The sequence below is a fragment of the Collinsella aerofaciens genome (assembly GCF_015561195.1).
GTDB lineage: Bacteria > Actinomycetota > Coriobacteriia > Coriobacteriales > Coriobacteriaceae > Collinsella > Collinsella aerofaciens_AC.
The window spans coordinates 77597-93272 of sequence record NZ_JADMSU010000008.1 but is presented as its reverse complement, the minus strand read 5'-3'; the positions used below and the strand labels follow the sequence as shown (position 1 = coordinate 93272).

14 protein-coding genes and 1 tRNA gene are annotated in these 15676 nt (G+C 59.8%); all 15 read left to right on the top strand.

The features are described from left to right. The first annotated feature begins 111 nt into the window (after positions 1–111). The gene (locus tag I2H81_RS08350) at positions 112–1299 is read left to right on the top strand and encodes a glycosyltransferase (protein WP_195645234.1); all 1188 of its coding nucleotides are present in this window, start codon (positions 112–114) and stop codon (positions 1297–1299) included. Further along, positions 1296–2639 carry a histidine kinase gene (locus tag I2H81_RS08345; RefSeq protein WP_195645233.1) on the top strand — a complete coding sequence of 448 codons (1344 nt, stop codon included), beginning with the start codon at positions 1296–1298 and terminating at the stop codon, positions 2637–2639. Before I2H81_RS08350 ends, I2H81_RS08345 begins: the two co-directional genes overlap by 4 nt. 72 nt (positions 2640–2711) lie before the next feature. Further along, on the top strand, positions 2712–3428 hold the full coding sequence (locus tag I2H81_RS08340; protein ID WP_195645232.1) for a LytR/AlgR family response regulator transcription factor: 717 nt from the start codon (positions 2712–2714) through the stop codon (positions 3426–3428). Between the two features lie 95 nt (positions 3429–3523). Next, positions 3524–3991, top strand: coding sequence for a YfcE family phosphodiesterase (locus I2H81_RS08335; RefSeq protein WP_006235155.1), 468 nt, complete (start codon positions 3524–3526; stop codon positions 3989–3991). Positions 3992–4401: 410 nt separating this feature from the next. Then, a tRNA-Asp gene (locus I2H81_RS08330) sits at positions 4402–4479 on the top strand. A gap of 359 nt (positions 4480–4838) precedes the next feature. Then, complete coding sequence (locus I2H81_RS08325) at positions 4839–5324, top strand: RrF2 family transcriptional regulator (protein WP_138341664.1); 486 nt, start codon at positions 4839–4841, stop codon at positions 5322–5324. A gap of 21 nt (positions 5325–5345) precedes the next feature. After that, positions 5346–6251 carry an HhH-GPD family protein gene (locus tag I2H81_RS08320; RefSeq protein ID WP_055285277.1) on the top strand — a complete coding sequence of 302 codons (906 nt, stop codon included), beginning with the start codon at positions 5346–5348 and terminating at the stop codon, positions 6249–6251. 114 nt (positions 6252–6365) lie between these two features. Next, positions 6366–6905 (top strand): rubrerythrin, encoded by a 540-nt coding sequence (rbr, locus tag I2H81_RS08315; protein ID WP_195645231.1) that lies wholly within the window; start codon positions 6366–6368, stop codon positions 6903–6905. A 286-nt stretch (positions 6906–7191) separates the two neighbouring features. Then, on the top strand, positions 7192–7824 hold the full coding sequence (locus I2H81_RS08310; protein ID WP_195645230.1) for a hypothetical protein: 633 nt from the start codon (positions 7192–7194) through the stop codon (positions 7822–7824). A 433-nt stretch (positions 7825–8257) separates the two neighbouring features. Further along, positions 8258–8692: a hypothetical protein gene (locus I2H81_RS08305; protein ID WP_195645229.1), complete on the top strand. Its 435-nt coding sequence runs from the start codon at positions 8258–8260 to the stop codon at positions 8690–8692. Positions 8693–8816: 124 nt separating this feature from the next. Beyond that, positions 8817–10172 (top strand): DNA recombination protein RmuC, encoded by a 1356-nt coding sequence (locus I2H81_RS08300; protein ID WP_195645228.1) that lies wholly within the window; start codon positions 8817–8819, stop codon positions 10170–10172. Positions 10173–10299: 127 nt separating this feature from the next. Then, positions 10300–12102 (top strand): ABC transporter ATP-binding protein, encoded by a 1803-nt coding sequence (locus tag I2H81_RS08295; RefSeq protein WP_195645227.1) that lies wholly within the window; start codon positions 10300–10302, stop codon positions 12100–12102. Between the two features lie 62 nt (positions 12103–12164). Beyond that, a complete protein-coding gene (gene nth / locus I2H81_RS08290; RefSeq protein WP_195645226.1) occupies positions 12165–12830 on the top strand; it encodes an endonuclease III in 666 nt (221 codons plus the stop codon). A gap of 118 nt (positions 12831–12948) precedes the next feature. After that, positions 12949–13995: a zinc ribbon domain-containing protein gene (locus I2H81_RS08285; protein WP_195645225.1), complete on the top strand. Its 1047-nt coding sequence runs from the start codon at positions 12949–12951 to the stop codon at positions 13993–13995. A 209-nt stretch (positions 13996–14204) separates the two neighbouring features. Then, positions 14205–15671 (top strand): ATP-grasp domain-containing protein, encoded by a 1467-nt coding sequence (locus I2H81_RS08280; protein WP_195645224.1) that lies wholly within the window; start codon positions 14205–14207, stop codon positions 15669–15671. Positions 15672–15676 lie beyond the last annotated feature (5 nt).

Here is a 15676-nt window from a genome sequence, read left to right as displayed (position 1 = left end):
GCGACTTGCGAGCAATGATTTGCCCAAGTGGGTATGATGGAATCAGCTAGGTCGCGGGGCGTCGCCTGTGTTTGGCGGCGCCCCGTTTTTGTGTTGCAGGGAGGGTAAGGCATGAACGCCACGGTCGTGATTCCAACGTATTGGGCGGGCGATGACGCTTGCGCAAACGCCCCTGGCACCTATGACCATTCGACGCGACTCAACGCCGACAATCCCGAACTCGACCGCTGCCTGGCCTCGCTTGAGCAGGTACGTGACATCCCGCGCATCATCCTTTTGGTGGTCTGTCCCGTTTCTGCCACAGCCGATGTGTCGCTGCGCGTGCACGAGATTGTCGACGCGCATCCCACGCTCAAGGTCACCGTTGTCACCAACACCCAGGCCTCGCGCATCGCAGACCGGGTTGCTCAGATCGCGCCCAAGGGTTCGGGCGAGTGCGTGAGCCTGCGAGGCTACGGTGCCATCCGCAATATGGGGCTAGCCTGCGCCGCTGTGCTGGGGCATGACGCGGTTATCTTCTTGGATGACGATGAGACTGTCATCGACGCCGACTTCATGAAGCGCGCGACCTATGCGTTGGGGCAGCAGACGCGTCAGGGCTTGCCGATCTTGGTCAAGAGCGGCTATTTCTACGATTGCGACGGCTCGCCGCTGGCTCCCACGGACAAGGCGGGCATCTGCCATCGTTGGTGGACCAAGCGCATCGAGTTCAACCGTTGGATGAAAAAGGCGCTCTCGGGCACCCGCATCTCGCGCTCCAACTACGTGTGCGGCGGCCTGATGGCCCTGCACGCCCGCGCCTTTACGCGTGTGGCCTTTGACCCGTTTATCACCCGCGGCGAGGACTTGGATTACCTCTTTAACATGCGCATGTTTGGCTACGACGTGTGGTTCGATAACGAGTGGACCGTGCGCCATCTGCCTCCGGAGTCCGAAAAGCGCTCACCGCGCTTTATGCAGGATGTATACCGTTGGTACTACGAACGGGCCAAGTTGACATTCGCCGCGCATCAAAAGGAGCTCATTCCCGTTACGGCGGCATCGCTCATGCCCTACCCGGGCCCGTGGATTTCGCGCGAGCTCGACGACCGCGTGCGCAAGACCGCTATGGTCCGCAGCGTGTTTACCTGCGAGCATGAGGGCTACCTGCGCATCTGGCGCCATGGTATCGACGAGGCAAAGGCCTATGCGCGCCAAAACGCTGCAAGCTACCTGCGTTTCCAGAGCTTTTGGCCCAAGATCATGGACGGGCTTTGGCGTGACGCACAACTGATCAGTATCCTGGAGGGGGCCGAATGATCGACCGCCGCGCCCAGCGCGATAGTTCAATATCAATCTTTCGCATCATTGCCGTTGCCTGCGCCATTTGCGTGCTGGTATACTTTATTTTTGCCTTGGTGACCGGTATCGAGCCGATCGCCACGGTGATTGCCTGCGCGCTGCTGTGCATCTTTCTGTGCATCTTTATCTTTTTGACGCTCAATCCCGATTCGGTGCGCTCCCAGTACACCGAGGAGACGCTCTCGGTGGCCTCGGCCATGCTCGAGGACATTAAGGGCGGTCTGACGCAGGAGTCGGCGCGTTTGGTGTGCCGGCGCATTTTGCCCGAGACGCGCGCCATGACGGTGGCCATCACCGACGAGGACAACGTGCTTGCCTGCGCGGGCGAGTTTGAGGAAAAACTGCTGCCCGATACTCCCATCCACACGCTTGCCACACGCTACGTTATCGAACATGGCATCGTGCAGTCGTTCAACCGTATGGTGGATGTCGTGGGCTCGGACGGCTCGCACAACCAAGTCCCCGCCGGCATTATCGCCCCCATCAAGGTGGGCGATCGTACCGTCGGCACGCTCAAGTTCTACTACAAGACCCCGCGCGCCGTCGACCGTACCCAGTACGCGCTTGCCTCGGGCTTTGCCGAGATCTTGTCCACGCAGCTCGCCATCCACGAGCTCGAGGTGCAAAAGGAACTCACGGCGCGCGCCGAGGTGCGTGCGCTGCAGGCGCAGATTAACCCGCACTTCCTGTTCAACACGCTGAACACCATTGCATCGTTTACGCGCACCGACCCGCTGCGGGCCCGCGAACTGCTTCGTGAGTTCTCATCGTTCTATCGTGCCACGCTCGACAACTCGGGATCGCTTATTCCGGTCTCGCGCGAGGTCGCACAGACCAGGCGCTACCTTACCTTTGAGAAGGCCCGCTTTGGCGAGGACCGCGTGCTTGCGACGTTCGATGTGTCCGAGGACGTGGAAGATACGCTGGTGCCGGCGTTCGTGATCCAGCCGATTGTCGAGAACGCCGTACGTCATGGTATGGGCGATGACGACGCCCTGAGGATCGACGTGACCGTTCACCAAGACGGCGAGGATGCAATCTTGATTGCCGTGGCCGATAATGGCGTGGGCATGGATGAGGGTACCGCCGCCAGACTGTTTGACGAGCGTTCTGCCCGTCCCGACGCCAGCTCTCCCCAGGGTGGCGGCGCCGGTGTGGCCATGCACAATATTTCGGAGCGCATCCATCGCTTTTATGGGCCGCACTCCTATACGCGTGTCGAATCGGCGCCGGGCAAGGGCACCAAAGTGCTCCTTCATCTTGATTTGTCAGAGAGCATCTTTGACATTCAAGAGTAAAATAAAAGGCTACGGGCTCAACGTCATGCGACGGATGCCCGGCGTAGTTAGTTGACGAAAGGTTTTATCCCTATGCTGCGTGCGATGATTGTGGATGATGAGGCGCCGGCTCGCTCGGAGCTTCGCTTCCTGCTCGAGCAAACGGGCAAGATCGGCACGATCACGGAGGCGTCGAGCGTCCGCTCCGCCATCGAGATGCTTATGGAAAGTCGCGTGGATGTCGTGTTTCTCGATATCTCGATGCCCGGTGCCTCGGGCCTGCAACTTGCCGAGGCGCTGCATAAGCTCAAAAATCCGCCGGCGATCGTGTTTGTGACTGCGTATAGTGACCATGCGGTCGAGGCATTCGACGTGGATGCCGTCGATTATCTGATGAAGCCGGTCGAGGAAGCTCGCTTGGATCGCGCGATCGAGAAGGTCATGCAACGCACCAAGCCGGTTACGGACAGCAAGGTGACCATCGAGCGTATCCCGGTGGAAAAGGGCGGCCGCAAGGTGCTCATTCCCGTGGACGACATTCGCTTTATCATGGCCAAGGACGATTACTCCTGCATCTATACCGTCGATGATCGCTTTTTGTCGACGACCTCGCTGGCGCAGTTTGAGGCCAGACTCTGCGACTTTGGCTTCTTCCGTGTTCACCGCCGCTATATCGTCAACTTGGCGTGCGTCACGGATGTGGAGACGGTGCCCTCGGGCGCCATCCAGCTGGGCATTACGGGCGTCGACGAACGCGTGCCGGTTTCGCGCCGCCGCGTCGTGCCGCTCAAGAAGGCTCTGAGTCTCTAGCACACTGGCCCCGCAGCCCTGTAGACCCATCGTCTGCGGAGCCGTGGGGCCTTTTTGTATGTATCTGCCGAATCGTTTTTTGCGGAAGGGATCCCATGAACAGTGCAAGCGCCAAGCGTATCGACATCATCTCGGACACCCACGGCTATCTTTCGCCTGCGCTCCTGGATGAGCTTGAGGGCGCAGACCTGATTATCCACGCCGGCGACCTCACGTCAGAGATGGACTACGAGCACCTATGCACCATCGCCCCCGTGCGGGCCGTACTGGGCAACAACGATTACTACCGCGACTACGGCCCCGATGTAGACCGTCTTGCGCTCTTTACCTACGAAGGCCTTAAATTCGCCGTAGCCCACTACCGCGAAGACCTTCCGGTGGGATCCGTAGACGTAGCCATCAACGGCCACACCCACGTAACCAAAGAAGCCCAAGTGGGCCGTTGCTTAGTCCTCAACCCGGGCAGCGCCAGCTACCCCAGAGGCACCCGAGGCCCCACCATGGCCAGAATGCTAGTAAAAGACGGCAAGATCCTAAGCACTAAGTTTATTGACCTAGAGTAATCACAACAAAAACGGGGGATGCAGATGCGTCCCCCCGTTTCCATTTGAGCCAAAGGCGGAAGTTCAACAAGATCCATCAGACCAACCCCGCCGAGGAGCATGCGGGCTAGCCGCGCAGCGGCGCACGCCCGCAAAACTGATTGAACAATGTGACGGCAGGGAGGGTCTCCGGGGCTGAGGGCGGGGGTTAAGTTTGTCGCGAGTTCCGCACGCAAAGGAAAGCACTTAATGTGCTTTCCGTCTTGCGCAGGACTGTAGAGCAGCAAACTCAACCCGCGCCCGCCGGCCCCGGAGACCCTCCCGGAGGGACCGAAAAATTTTTTCAAAAAAGTTGTTGCGCGCCGGACAGACTTCTGTGTATACTAATCCCCGCAGCGCACGCGAGCGGAAACAAACGCGAACGTCTGCCTGGGGAGTTAGCTCAGTTTGGTTAGAGCGCCGGCCTGTCACGTCGGAGGTCGCGGGTTCGAGCCCCGTACTTCCCGCCAACGCAATTAAAGCCACGTCTTCGGACGTGGCTTTTTGCGTTTGATGCACTTTGTTTCGATAGAACGATCGCCCTGGTGCATCTTCGCCCAGAATCCCCGCGCCTTCGGGAACGCAAGTAAAATCTAATAAGTATATCTGTCTGAACAACAGCTTTGTTGCGCAACACCTGTTTTACGAGACAGGGGGTTAGGTTATACTAAATTGCACTGTGCGCCGCATCTGATGCATTTCGCTCCAAGCGCGGCACTCAGTGGATATCCGATTTACCATTTGGATGTCCTGGCGGTCATTTAGCGTCTCGACACAAGCTCGGCCCCGGAGCTCGTTCGAGCTGTTCGTATTCCTCGAAAGGGGAAAAATGGACATATCGAGGAAGACTGATTACGCCCTTCGCATGCTGGCGATGCTTGCCGAGGATCCGGAGCGTTTGCTTTCTGTTCGCACCGCTGCCGAAGAGGTCAATGTCCCGTATTCGTTTGCCCGTTCGATCCAGCACGGTTTGGTCCAGGCCGGTATTGTGGAGAGCCTGCGTGGCGTCCACGGTGGCATGCGTCTCAAGGTCAGTCCGGACGACGTCACTATCCGCCAGGTCGTCGAGGCCGTTCAGGGTCCTATGGTTATGAACGATTGCACCGCGCCCGATGGTGACTGTGCGCGCATGGGCGCGTGCTGCTATCATCCCCTGTGGGCCGGAGCCCAGGCGTTGATGCGCGACTACCTCGATTCCGTTTCGCTCGGCGACATCGTCGCTCACCGCCAGTTCCCGGCCGTCGATCCCAAGTTCGCCGACCGCGAAGCGTTTCCCGAGTACGCCACCTGCGCGTGCGCTTACCGGGAGGAATAGCGCCGCATAAGGAGCATAGCCATGATTCAGGACCCCTTTCGTTCGATGATTCGTTCGGAAGGGGTCCTGCGTTATCGCGACCTTCCGTGGCGCCGCACACGCGATCCGTACATCATTTGGCTTTCTGAGGTCATGCTGCAGCAAACGCAGGTGCCGCGTGTGGAGGCGCGCATGCCGGTGTGGCTCGATCGTTTTCCGACTGTGCAGGCGCTTGCCCAGGCCGCGCCTTCCGATGTTTTGGACGCTTGGCAGGGCATGGGCTACAACCGACGCGCTCTGGCGCTTCATGGGGCCGCTCAGCGCGTTGTAGAGGACTGGGACGGGGAGTTTCCGCGTGAGACGCGTGACTTGGTCGCTCTGCCCGGCATTGGCCCGGCAACGGCGCAGGGCATCCGTTCGTTTGCGTTTGATCTTCCAGGCGTGTATCTAGAGACCAATGTGCGCACGGTCTTTTTGCATCATTTCTTTCCCGATGTGCCGGCCGTTCCCGATCGCGAGCTGGTGCCGCTGATTCAAGCCGCCTGTCCGGCGGCCCCTGGTGCGGCGGCGGATGAGATTGCGCCCTTTGCCGTGCCTCAAGACGATGCCGACACGCCGCGCGCATGGTATTACGCGTTGCTGGATTACGGCGCGTATCTTAAAAAGACGCTGCCCAATCCGTCCAGGCGGTCGGCGGGCTATAGTCGTCAGTCCAAGTTTGAGGGCTCGCGTCGCCAAAAGCGCGCCCACATTGTGCGCATGCTGCTGGCGGCGCGCGATGGACAACCGGCAGGTATTACGCTCGATGAAGCCGTTGCAGGCGTTAACGAGATGGAGACGGCAGCCGGCCGAGAGCCGGTCGAGCGCGAGCTGGTCGCAAGCATTCTTGCCGATCTGGAGCGCGAGGGCTTTTGCGGCTCCGAGGGCGATCGTTGGCTGAGTGTGTAGCTCACTCGAATCTGAAGAACGGGATTGTAAGGTTTAAATTCGCGGCTTGAGGGCATCCTAAAGACGAGGCCGCTCGAAGCCTACGGGCGGCATGCGTTGAAGGGAAGTACACCTATGGATTTTGAGAATTCCCAAACCAAGAAGAACCTCGAGACCGCTTTTGCCGGTGAGTCCCAGGCACACACCAAGTATCGCTACTATGCATCCAAGGCCAAAAAGGACGGCTACGTTCAGATCTCGAATATTTTTGCCGAGACGGCGGGCAACGAGTCCGAGCACGCCAAGCTGTGGTTTAAGTATCTGCACGACGGCGCCGTTCCGGGCACTCTGGACAACCTGCGCGACGCCGCTGCGGGCGAGAACTACGAGTGGACCACGATGTACGACGAGTTTGCCAAGACCGCCGAGGAGGAGGGCTTTGCCGAGATTGCCGCAAAGTTCCGTGGTGTCGCCGCCGTCGAGAAGGCCCACGAGGAGCGCTACAACAAGCTCGTCGAGCGCATCGAGTCGGGCGAGGTGTTTGAGCGTGAGGGCGTAAAGGTGTGGAAGTGCCTGAACTGCGGGCACCTGCATGTGGGTGCCGAGGCGCCTGAGGTGTGCCCGGTGTGCAACCACCCCAAGGCGTACTTTGAGGAGCAGGTGGTGAACTACTAGCGCTTGGCGCTGGCTGCTGCGGGGCGCAGGGCGGGAGGCCGGATCGCCTTCCCTCCCCGCTCACGGCTCCGCAGGGTCGCGTTGAGGGAAGGCGATCCGGCCTCCCGCCCTGCGCCCCGGCTTCGGTTCGTCGCGTGCTCGCTACAGAAAAGCTGATATTAAAGTTTGTGTGCCGCCCCTTTTTGGGGCGGCACGTTTTGTGTGGGGGCCAGTTGGGGCCGCACCATCGCTTAGGGGTAAACTGGGTAGTGTTTTTGTTTATTTACTGCCTGATGTGGGGTGCTTTATGGGTAAGAAGTCTCGGGCTCGGATGGCTGCTGCTGGGACTCGTCGTGATCCTAATCGCGTGGTTAATGAGGACGGTAAGGTTGCCCGTGCCGATAAGGAGAAAAAGGTTGGGGCGCATGCTCATCCTGAGTGGGCGCCTCATTTGAATTCGGCTAGTGAGGATTTGACTGCCAAGTTGTTTACTCTGGTCGAGGTCATCTTGGGCGTGGTGCCCGTGGTGGTCATTGGCCTGTTCCTGGCCTCTAAGGATGCCACGAGCGTGGATAAGCTCACCGATGTCTTTTCTCAGGAGCCCTCGATGGTGGTTACGTTTATTTCTGCGTGCTTGCAGCCGTTTGTGGCGTACATGCTGTATATGGTCTACCGCAAATACTGCGAGGGCGATGCTGGTTTTGTTGCCGGCAACCTGATCGGTCTTTTGTGCTCCGAGATCCTACTGCTCAATATCCCGGGCGTCATCGGTATGGGCATCTTGCTGTGGCGTGTTTGGCGCAACGTCGCCCCGCACTTTGAGAGTTGGCTGTTTGAGCGCCGCGTAATGGGCGTGCTGGCAGACATCGCCGGGTCGCTCGTGATTCTCGTCTTGGCATTTATGTGCGCCACCGCCGCCCGCGGTCTCGCGGGCATGTAGTCTGTTCTCACCGACCACGGGGCGCAGGGCGGGGAAACCTTCCCCTCTCGCTCACGGCTTCGCAGGGTCGCGCGAGGCAAAGGTTTCCCCGCCCTGCGCCCCGGCGTTGAGTCGCCGCATGCTCGTTACAGAAAAGCTGATAATAAGTTTGTGTGCCGCCCCTTTGGGGCGGCACTTTTTGTGTGGGGTCCCGGTCTCCACAATTTTCGTCAAGCTATTGGTTAGATTTTGGTCAGTTGGCGTAAGGGTGGAAGGCCAAAAGATTGTTGGCGAAAAAAGCTCAGAGAAAGTGCTGGTAGGGGAGTTGTTGAGCTTTTCGACAGCTTTTGAGCAGAAGAAACTTTGTGGCTATTGCCGGCGATTGCGTTGTCGCGGTCATGGCGGTGCGGGATGCTGGTCGTAAGCGTCGAATGCTCCGATTTTGGAGGCCAGCATGGATCTGTTTCTTGAGACTCCGCAGCAACAAGCCGAGCGCATGTTGCGCCAACAGCAACGGCTTATAGAGATGCAAATGCAAGGGGTTGCCAACCAGGCGCCCGTGCAAAATGTCGTGCCCGCTGCTGTACCTGCAGCTGTGCCCGGGTGTAAATCGGCGCCAGAGGCCTATTCCGTACAGCAAGATTCATATGCGCAGGAGCTCGCGTTCGACAAGCGTCGTGCGCGTCGTCGCCGCGTGGGCCAGCGCTTGCGCATATTGGCGATGATCGTGCTCATCCCGTTAGGGCTTGCGGCCATCTTTCTGGCGTCGTATGCCCTCACGTGCATCCTCAACGGCGCATCGCCCAACGAGGTGCTCCAACATCTGTCAGCCCTCGGCCAGCGCCTAGGCGATGTCATAACAACAATCCGCGCCGGCTGGGAGAGTTAGCGTTTTAGCGTCCGCGGCTCTAAGAGAAATTTGTCTGCAAGGCAGTGAGTGATCCGTGTGTGTGACGGGGTAAGATTGATCGCGATTTTGATTGGTGCTCGATTGGGTTTGTTGGGCGGAGTTTATGTCTGCTATTGATATTGTGCTTGTTGTGATCGCCTTGGTGGCGGTGGGGGTTGCTGTGGCTTGCGCCCTCCAGCTCAAGAGCCTGCGTGCCGAGTTGCGGGAGCGTGGCGACAGTAGCGCGGAAACGCTGGCAGCACTCGAGCAGGCCAACAACGCGCTCGATGCCCTGAACGTCGCGCTGGCCGAAACCCGCCGCACGGCCAATGCCATCGCGCAGCAGCAGACGACCGATGCGGCCGTGGAGCAGCAACGTTACCTGACCATCGCACGCGAGTTCTCGCAGGCTGGTGACCGGATGGATGACCTGCGCCGCGAGACGGCCCAACAGCTCGGCGCCAACCGCGAGGGCATCGAGCATCGCCTGGACAAGGTGCGCGAGACGGTCGATGCTCAGCTGGGCGCCATCCGCAAGGACAACAACGTGCAGCTCGATCAAATGCGTGCGACGGTGGACGAGAAACTCTCCCGCACGCTCAACGACCGCCTGTCGGCATCGTTTAAGCAGGTGAGCGACCAGCTCGAGGCCGTGTACAAGGGCCTGGGCGACATGCAGTCCATCGCCACCGGCGTGGGCGACCTTAAGCGCGTGCTGGGCAACGTGAAGGCGCGTGGCATTTTGGGCGAGGTACAGCTGGGTGCAATTCTGGCGGACATCCTTACACCCGACCAGTATCTGGAAAACGTCGCCACCAAGCCCGGCGCCTCGGAGCGCGTTGAGTTTGCCGTCAAGCTGCCGGTGGACGAGGGCGACCCCGTGCTGCTGCCGATTGACTCCAAGTTTCCGGGCGACGCGTACGAGCACTTGCTCGACGCGCAGGAGTCGGGCGATGCTGAGACCGTGGCGGCTGCGCGCAAGACGCTCGACACCATGGTCAAGCGCGAGGCCAAGGACATCTGCGAAAAGTACCTGAGTGTGCCGGCAACGACCAACTTTGGCATCATGTTCGTGCCGTTTGAAGGACTGTACGCCGAGGTCGTCAGCCGCCCCGGGCTTATCGAGACCCTGGGCCGCGACTATCACGTCAACGTTGCCGGCCCTAGCACCATGGCGGCCATTCTCAACAGCCTACAGATGAGTTACCAAACGTTTAAGCTGCAAAAACGCACCGACGATGTACTGCGCGTGCTCTCCGCTGTCAAGGCCGAGCTGCCGCGCTATCAAAAGGCGCTGCGCCGCGCCCAGCAGCAAATCGAGACCGCGGGCAAAACGGTCGAGGGCATCATCACCACGCGCACCAACGTTATGGAGCGCAAGCTCAAGGACATCGACGCGCCGGAAGACGCCGACCAAGCCGATGAGATCTTGGGACTCACGCTCGCGGGCCTTTCCACAGACCAAGAAGACGAGGACTAATTGCAACAAGGCAGCGGGGCACCGGCGCAAACGCGGGCACCCCGCTGCCTTTCACATCGCGCTTGCCTGAAGTGCGCTTTAGTGTGCAACAATGGCGTTTCGCCCTATCAGACGCGAAAGGAAGCCCATGTCTCAGAGAAGCACCAGTCCGCTCAAACGCTCCACCGTACGTCGCACGCTGCAGCGTTTTTGGGACGTCACGCGCACACAGCCGTTGATTGTTTTTCTCTCGGTGTTCTCGTCGGCGGGCTATATCTTTTTGCTTACGTTTGCCAACACCTACGTGATGGCCCTTATCGTCGACCGCGTCCAGGCCGGCCCCGTGGCGGGCGACCAGGTGTTTGAGGTCTTTGGTCCCTACATTCTGGCACTCGTGCTCGTTAACCTAGTGGGCCAAATCCTCTCCAAGCTGCAGGACTACACCGTCTACAAGCTCGAGATTGCGGGCAACTATCACCTGGCACGCCTGTGCTTCAACACGCTCTCCAATCAATCCATGACATTCCACACCAGCCGTTTTGGCGGATCGCTTGTGAGCCAGACGAGCCGTTTTATGAGCGGCTACACGGGGCTGGTGGACGTGACGGTGTATTCGCTCATTCCCACTATCACCTCGGTTGTCTGCACGGTGGCAGCACTCGCCCCGGTGGTGCCGACGTTTACCGTGATCCTGGTGGGCATCATGGTCGTCTACATCGCGTTTGTCTGGCTTATGTACAAGCGCATCATGCCGCTTTCGGCCGCGACGTCCGCCGCGCAGAACAAGCTGTCGGGCGTGCTGTCCGATGCGGTCACGAATATCCTGGCCGTCAAGACCTGTGGGCGCGAGGACTTTGAGCGCGACCTGTTCGATGCCGCCGACCGCGCTGCGCGCGATGCCGAAACGGTATCGATGCACGCCATGATGCAACGCAACTTTACGACCTCGGGCCTTATCGTTATCACCATGGCCGTGGTGAGTGTGTTCGTCGCGGGCGGCAACGCGTGGTTTGGCATCTCTGCCGGCGCGCTCGTCATGATCTTTACCTATACGTACAACCTCACCATGCGTCTGAACTACGTGAGCTCCATGATGCAGCGCATCAACCGCGCGCTGGGCGATGCGGCCGAGATGACGCGCGTGCTGGACGAGCCGTGTCTGGTGGCAGACGACGAGAACGCCCCCGAGCTCAAGGTGAGCGAGGGCGCGATTGATTTTGAGCACTTGAGCTTTGCATACCGTGATGCCGCGGCGGGCGAGAGCGTGTTCGACGACCTGACGCTCCATGTGGCGGCGGGCCAGCGCGTGGGCCTGGTGGGCAAATCGGGCTCGGGCAAGACAACACTCACCAAGCTGTTGCTACGCTTGGACGACGTGCAGGGAGGCTGCGTGCTCGTGGATGGTCAGGATGTCTCGCGCTGCACGCAGCAGAGCCTGCGCCGTCAGGTTGCCTACGTGCCGCAAGAGGCGCTGCTGTTCCACCGCTCTATCCGCGAAAATATCGCCTACGGCCGCCCCGACGCTACCGACGAGCAGATTCGCGAGGCTGCGCGCCTGGCCAACGCGACTGAGTTTATCGACCGCCTGCCCCGTGGCTTTGACACCATGGTGGGCGAGCGCGGCGTTAAGCTTTCGGGCGGCCAGCGCCAGCGCGTGGCCATCGCCCGTGCCATTCTCACTGACGCGCCGATTCTGGTGCTCGACGAGGCGACGTCTGCCCTCGACAGCGAGTCCGAGGCGCTGGTGCAGGAAGCGCTCGAGAACCTGATGCGCGGGCGCACCTCCATTGTGGTGGCGCATCGCCTGTCCACCGTGGCAGCGCTCGATCGCATCGTGGTGTTGGCCGACGGCGAGATTGTCGAAGATGGCACGCATGCTCAGCTCGTCGAGGCGGACGGCGAATACGCAAGCCTGTGGAGCCGCCAGACCGGCGCATTTTTGGAGGCTTAAGGCCCCCGTACGTGGGACAATCTTGCCTGTAGTTTGTTGTGCCGCCGAGCCGAGGAGTCGTTATGCCACGCGAGACCAATGCCGCCAAACGCGAGCGCGCCGTTGAGGTGTGCGAGCGCCTCAACCGCCGCTATGGACCGGTCGAGTGTTTCTTGGACCACGAGAATCCTTTTCGGCTGCTGATTGCAGTGCTGCTCTCGGCTCAAACGACCGATGCACAGGTCAACAAAGTGACGCCGCGGCTGTTTGCCCAGTGGCCCACGCCCGAGGCCATGGCGGGGGCGAGCGTGGCCGATGTGGCGGATACCATCAAGTCGCTCGGCTTTTATAAGAGCAAGGCCAAGCACGCCGTGGAGGCCGCGCAGATGATCGTTGCCGACTACGGCGGCGAGGTCCTGGCCGACATGAAGGAGCTCGTCAAGCTGCCGGGCGTGGGGCGCAAGACGGCGAACATCGTGCTCAACGTGGGATTTGGCATTGTTGAGGGCATCGCGGTCGATACGCACGTCAACCGCATCGCGCACCGCCTGATGCTGAGTCCCAAGACGCACGCCAAAGAGCCGCTCAAGACCGAGCAAGATCTGCTCAAGATTCTGCCGCACGAGTATTGGGAGTCGGTCAATCACCAGTGGATCACCTTTGGCCGCGAGATTTGCGACGCCCGCAAACCCAAGTGCGACGAGTGCCCGCTGGCGGATTTGTGCCCCAGCGTGCGCGTGATGGGGTAGGGCTCGGCACGTTTTGCCGGCGTCCGAAGACGGCGGCTAATGTTGCGCAACACATTTGGGCCGCGAAGGCTCAATATGATGGCGACAGATGCCGTTTGTTGTGAGGGGATGCCCGAATATGTTTTGCACCAAGTGTGGCTCCGAGATGCCCGACGGAACCGATTTTTGCACGAACTGCGGGGCACGCATGGGCGCCGCTTCTCCGGCTGCCGCGCCTGCTGAGCCCGCGCCGATGCCGGCGGCAGGGATGCCTCCCGTGCAGAAGAAGTCGCATAAGCGCGCGGTGATTGTCGGCGTGTGCGTGGTGGGCGTGCTGGTGGCGGGCGGTGCCGCTCTGGCGCTGACCGGCGTACTGGGTCCGCTTGGGCAGGGCAGCTCATCGCAGGTTACGGTGCTGGGGTCCGACGAGGGTTCGGCCGAGCATAAGGACAAGGGAAGCGCCAAGGAGAAGCCTACCGCCGACGAGGACGAGGCGGATGAGCCCGAGCAGACGGGCAGCAGTGTAAAGGTTGACCTCAACGACCAGGCAACCTATGCCGCCGCAAACCTGTTTCTGTCGAACTTTACGGAGGAGCACTTCGATCTGGACTGGTATCAGGCGGGTGCTTTCGATTCGACTGATGGGCTTTCGGATGACGAGAAATACAAGCTGGTCAAGTTTATCTGGTGCCATTTTATTGACAACGCGCCGTATCGAATCGAGAAAGGCGACTATGACAACGGTAATAGCCAGCGTATAGCGACTGATGCGGTCAATAGGGAACTCAACCGCTTGACGGGCCTGACGCTTTCCGATGCTGATATGACGTATGACAGAACGCCGGAGGGGCAGGTGATTCCTGATTCGGCCGAAGCGCATGGTGGGTACTTGTACCTGAAACAGGAATACGGCCAGGGGAATTACAACCCACCGTGTGCCATCGTTACGGGCGCGACTGACCTTGGCGACAACATCTACGAGCTCACCTATGAAGTCTACAGTGCTGGCGGCATGTTACTTCCTTCCGACATCCCCGAGAGCACCTACGGCCTGTCAAAGGATCAGTTCATCGCCGCAATTCAAGCGGACGCATCCAGGGGCCGTACCGAGACTTGCACGGTCCGCGTCGCGCAGGGTGACGGCGCCCCGACCTTCACGCTGCTTAAAATGGGCGTCTACGACTAGGCTCGGCGTATAGCTCACTCTGATAGCGCCAGGTGGCTCGTCTGTCTGGCGTTTTTGTTGCGGGGCTGGGCGTGCGCTTGAGCTGGAGTATATGTTGCCTCCCGCTGCCTCATGCAAAAATGTGTTGCTAATTTAGAAGGCTATTCAAGCGCGCCGAAGCCGCGCGCGCTGGCGTAGCATGAGCAAAAAATCGAGCAATGGAGGGTAACGTGGCAACATCGAAGACGCGAGAGCTTGAAGATTATTTTGAGCGCATCGTGCGCAAGCGCGAAGGTGACCTGCCTGGTCGTCGCAAAGGCGACGAGCACTTGTCTCAAACCCATGCGCTCTACCACGGCGATCCTGCGCCCTGGGCTCTGACGCCAAAGATATTCGACAAGAACATGACGGCGCTTCTTAAAGAGGCCGCCGAGCGTATGTACGGCATCATGGACAAGGTGACGCGGGCGTTTTGCTCCGATGCGTCCGTGCGTGCGTGGTTTCGCATGGATCCGGCTTTTGCTGACCTGTGCGCTATGGATGCCGGCTATGATTGCCAGATTCCCCTTGCGCGCGTCGATATCTTTCTTGACGAGGACACCGGGTCGTATACGTTTTGCGAGCTCAATACCGATGGCAGCGCTGGAATGGTAGTGACCGATGCGGTCTGCCAAGCCGTGCGAATGACACCTTCCTTTGAGGAGTTTGCGTCCAATCATCCCGGCTTTCGGCAGTACGATTTGTGCGGTAGCTGGATAGATGCATTGTTTGAGACCTATGCAGAGTGGGAGCTGGCCCATCCTCGCCGCACCGAGGATAGTGCACGATCGGACGACGGGGTCCGCGTTGACGAGGGACCCCATGCACCGCAATCAAAGATCTATCCCGCTTCGGTGGCAATCGTCGACTATTCGGAAAGCATCGACTTGGAAGATGCGGCTCATTTTGTCGACCTTATGAGGCGGCGGGGTGTAGTCGCACGCTTTGCGGACGTGCGCGACCTGCGGATTGCCGAAGAAGAGGGCGGTGCTAGGCGCCTGTGCGATGCCGCTGGTCCCATTGATTGCGTTTGGCGGCGCGCGGTGACCGGCGAGCTGTGGGATAAGCCGTGCGACGGACGCTCGGCCTTAATCGAGGCTGCCCAAGAAGGGCTTGCATGTATCGTTGGTGGTTTTAGAACGTGGCCGTGTGCGACTAAGACCGTATTTGCGTTTTTGTGGTCTCGGGCCGGTCAGTCCTTGTTGAGCTCGGAGGAGCAATCGTTTGTACGGGAGCATGTGCCCTATACCGAGATTTTGGACGAAAGCACCCAGTTGTTGAGATTTGTCGAAAAGGATCGATGGATCGTCAAGCCGTGCGGCGGCTACAATGCGGTTGGCGTTGTCGCTGGTTTGGATGTCACGGAACAGGAATGGTCCCAGGTGCTAGCTCGCGCTGCGGCCGCTGGGGCGATTGTACAGGAGTATGCTCAGCAGTATCAGACTCCCTGCTTGCGCGGAACGCTTGTCGATGGGCCGCATCGAGGAGAGGCGCCCAAAGGACTTGTGGATGATCTTGGTTTTGCGCCCGCTTCTAATATGGAAGGCCTGTACCTGTATCGCGGCCGTTTTGCGGGCGTGTATACACGCGTCGGTTTTGCCAACACCATAGGCGAGTGGACGAGCCGCTTAAACGTTGCGAGCTTTTTTGAGGAATAGCCGTT